Here is a 3,255-nt window from a genome sequence, read left to right on the forward strand (position 1 = left end):
GCTGCGCGAGCGCAACGAGGCGCTGGATTGCCGGGTCTATGCCCGCGCGGCGGCCTGGATCGTGGGCGCGGACCGTTGGCCGGAGGCGCGCTGGCAGGAACTGGAGCGGCAGCTGGCGGTGGACCCCGCCGGCGCTGGACACGACGTGCCGGCGAAATCCTCGCCGCGGCCCTCGGCGCGGCGGCGGACGGTGCGGTCGAGCTACATGGGGTGATCAGACCCCAAGGCCCTGCGCGGATTGGGCGAGGCGGTGTCGGAGGGGACGATCGCGCTTGAGATGCCATTCCCGGCGCATCGCTTCGATCCGGTCCGGAAGACGCTCGGCATAGAGCAGGCACCAGGCCCGGCCGCGCGTCGATTTCGCGCCGGTGCCGGAATTGTGCTGGGCCAAGCGACGCTCGAGATCGAGCGTCCAGCCGACATAGGTACGGTAGCCCTGCGCGGTGGCGCTGCCGAGCACATAGACGAAACCGGTCATGTCCGCTTCCTGCGTGCTGTGCCGCGATGGCTTTGCAACGGGCCGCGGCGTCGGGCGGCAAAATTTTCCTGGAGGATCATAGTGATCCAGGGCTCTTCGATGTCCTCGGGATCGAAGACCTCGCCGTACCAGTCGAGCATCTGCTGGAACTGCTCGTGTTCGGGATCCGCCATCGCTTCGAGGAATTCCTCGAACCCCGTGATTCCTCCGACATCTTCCGGGGGCGCGCGCCGCGCACCGGCGACAAAGCGGGGATATTCGGCACCGGGCTCGCCCTGCCGGACATCGCCGATGGTGACGCGATGCCGCCAGTTGTCGCCGAAGTCATAGACGTAGAGGAAATCGAGCAGACCGCGTTCGATCAGTGTGGTGAGGCGCATGCCCTTTTCCTTGTAGACCCTGCGCTCATCGAAGACGTCCTCCGGATCGGGAACGCCGTAGACCTTCTCGCCGACCAGGAATTCATGAAGGTGATAATCCTGCCAGCGCATCACGACCTGGATGATGTCATGCAGCGTTGCGAGCGTGGTGGAGAGCGGCAGATCAAGTTCGCGCCAGACAACGGGGTCCGTGCGCTCCAGTTCGATCCGGACGCGGGCGATGGGTTCTGACATGGCAGGCTCCGGTTACTGTCGCAGCAGAAGATAAAGGGCGAGGATCATGCCGACAATCACCGAGCTGCGCACCCGCCGCGAGGCTTTGGCGGCACAGCGCGCCTCGGGCGTGGCCCGGGTCAGCTATGACGGTAAGACGGTGGATTATCGCAGCGTGGCCGAGATCGACCGGGCGATCGAGGCGTTGGATCGCGAAATCGCGACCGCCGAGGGACGGCGCATCGTGCGCCAGGTCCGGGTGACGAGCAGCAAGGGGCTCTGAGAGCATTGGCACTCTTTGATTTCTTGCGCCGCGCCAAGCCGGGTGGCCCTGATGCCATGCGCGCGCGTCTCGAAGGGGCGATGGCCAAGCGTCGTCTGCGCGGATGGAATCCGCCTCTGGAGAACATCAACGCCCTGGTGGCCTCGGGCGGGCCGCGGCTCTTGGCCCGGGCGCGGGAACTGGTGGTAACGAATGGCTATGCGGCGAATGCCTGCGAGGCCTTCGCCGCCAATCTGGTGGGCGATGGGATCAAGCCGTCTTCGCTGATCGAGGATCCGGCCCTACGCGACCGGGTCCAGAAGCTCTGGCTGGCCTGGACCGACGAGGCCGATGCCGATGGCCTGACGGATTTCTACGGGCTGCAGGCGATGGTCGCGCGCGAGATGTTCGTCGCGGGCGAATGTTTCGTGCGGCTGCGACCACGCCGGGCGGAGGATGGGCTTTTGGTGCCGTTGCAACTGCAACTGCTGCAAGCTGAGATGTTGCCCTTCGAGAAGACGGAAGTTGCCCTGAATGGCAATCGGATCCGCTGCGGGATCGAATTCGACCGGATCGGCCGACGCGTCGCCTATCACTTCCGCCGCCGCCATCCGGGCGACAGCACCGACCAGCGGGTCGCGGTGCCCGACACCGTGCGCGTGCCGGCCGAAGATGTGCTGCATATCTACCGCCCGCTCGATGCAGGCCAGATCCGCGGCCTGCCGCATGTGGCCCCGGCCATGGTGCGGCTGTTTCTGCTCGATCAGTATGACGATGCGGAACTCGACCGGAAGAAGACGGCTGCGATGTTTGCGGGTTTCATTACCAAGACCGCGCCGGAAGAGCCGCTGCTGGGCGAGGGGGCGGCCGATCTCGATGGCGCCGCGATTGCCAGCCTCGAGCCCGGAACGATGCAGGTCCTGTTGCCGGGCGAGGATGTGAAGTTCTCGAGCCCCGCCGATGTCGGCGGGGGCTACGAGGCGTTCCAGTACCGCACGCTGCTGGCCGTGTCGGCGTCCCTCGGGCTGCCCTATCACCTGGTGACCGGCGATGTGCGGCAGGCGAACTATTCCTCCTTGCGCGCGGAACTGGTCGAATTCCGGCGTCGCGTGCAGCAGCTGCAGCATGGCGTGCTGGCGCATCAGCTCTGCCGGCCGGTCTGGCGACGCTGGCTGGAGACGGCGGTGTTGGCAGGCGCGCTCAAGATCGACGATCCGGCCACCGCCCGAGCGGTGCAATGGATCCCGCCGCGCTGGGACTGGGTCGATCCGCTGAAGGACATCCAGGCGCAGGTTCTGGCGATGGAGGCCGGCATCACCTCGCGGCGCAAGGTGGTCGAGGCCACCGGCTATGATGTCGAGGAGGTTGACCGCGAGAATGCGGCGGATGCGGCCCGGGCCGGGGCGCTGGGTCTGCATTACCGCACGAGTCCCGGCGAGACCCAAGGCGCACGGGCGACACCCACGGGCCGGCCCGAGCCCGGCAAGGGCGGGGACGCGGCCGATACCAACGGCGCCGATGCCGACCCCGAACAGGAGTGAACAGATGAAGAGCTGGTACAGGATCCGTGCCCGGGCGAGCGGCGCGGCGGGATCGCGCACGGAAGTGCTGATCTATGACGAGATCGGCGCCTATGGCGTCACTGCGAAGGGCTTTCTGGCCGAACTCGGCGCATTGCCCGATAATGCCGCCCTCGACCTGCGCCTGAACAGCCCCGGCGGCTCGGTCTTCGACGCGGTGGCGATCTTCAACGCGCTGAAGCGCCATGCGGGCGAGATCACCGTCTGGATCGATGGAATCGCGGCCTCGGCGGCGAGCTACATCGCCATGGCGGGCGACACGGTCGTGATGCCGGAAAACGCCTTTCTGATGATCCATGACCCGTCGGGGCTGGTCATGGGCACGGCCGAGGACATGCGGGA

The 3,255-nt window shown here is 66.8% G+C and carries 6 protein-coding genes; 4 read left to right on the plus strand and 2 right to left on the minus strand.

Features of this window, described 5'->3' with window-relative positions; all coding sequences use genetic code 11:
• On the plus strand, nucleotides 1–214 hold a 214-nt coding region (locus ACK8OU_RS19970; protein WP_410305082.1), incomplete at its 5' end, for a terminase gpA endonuclease subunit.
• Here ACK8OU_RS19970 and ACK8OU_RS19975 read toward each other — a convergent pair.
• Both ACK8OU_RS19975 and ACK8OU_RS19980 read right to left on the minus strand, forming a co-directional pair.
• Nucleotides 215–478: a GIY-YIG nuclease family protein gene (locus ACK8OU_RS19975; RefSeq protein WP_410305083.1), complete on the minus strand. Its 264-nt coding sequence runs from the start codon at nucleotides 476–478 to the stop codon at nucleotides 215–217.
• The gene (locus ACK8OU_RS19980) at nucleotides 475–1,092 is read right to left on the minus strand and encodes a plasmid pRiA4b ORF-3 family protein (RefSeq protein WP_410305084.1); all 618 of its coding nucleotides are present in this window, start codon (nucleotides 1,090–1,092) and stop codon (nucleotides 475–477) included. Before ACK8OU_RS19980 ends, ACK8OU_RS19975 begins: the two co-directional genes overlap by 4 nt.
• A 46-nt stretch (nucleotides 1,093–1,138) precedes the next feature.
• Between ACK8OU_RS19980 and ACK8OU_RS19985 the strand changes: the two genes are divergently transcribed.
• The 3 genes from ACK8OU_RS19985 to ACK8OU_RS19995 all read left to right on the plus strand — a co-directional run.
• Complete coding sequence (locus tag ACK8OU_RS19985; RefSeq protein WP_410305085.1) at nucleotides 1,139–1,354, plus strand: phage head-tail joining protein; 216 nt, start codon at nucleotides 1,139–1,141, stop codon at nucleotides 1,352–1,354.
• A gap of 56 nt (nucleotides 1,355–1,410) precedes the next feature.
• The gene (locus tag ACK8OU_RS19990) at nucleotides 1,411–2,874 is read left to right on the plus strand and encodes a phage portal protein (RefSeq protein WP_410305086.1); all 1,464 of its coding nucleotides are present in this window, start codon (nucleotides 1,411–1,413) and stop codon (nucleotides 2,872–2,874) included.
• Nucleotides 2,875–2,878: 4 nt separating this feature from the next.
• The coding region (locus ACK8OU_RS19995; protein ID WP_410305087.1) for a head maturation protease, ClpP-related at nucleotides 2,879–3,255 on the plus strand (377 nt) is incomplete at its 3' end.

Source organism: Pontitalea aquivivens (genome assembly GCF_046507575.1).
Taxonomy (GTDB): Bacteria; Pseudomonadota; Alphaproteobacteria; order Rhodobacterales; family Rhodobacteraceae; genus Pontitalea; species Pontitalea aquivivens.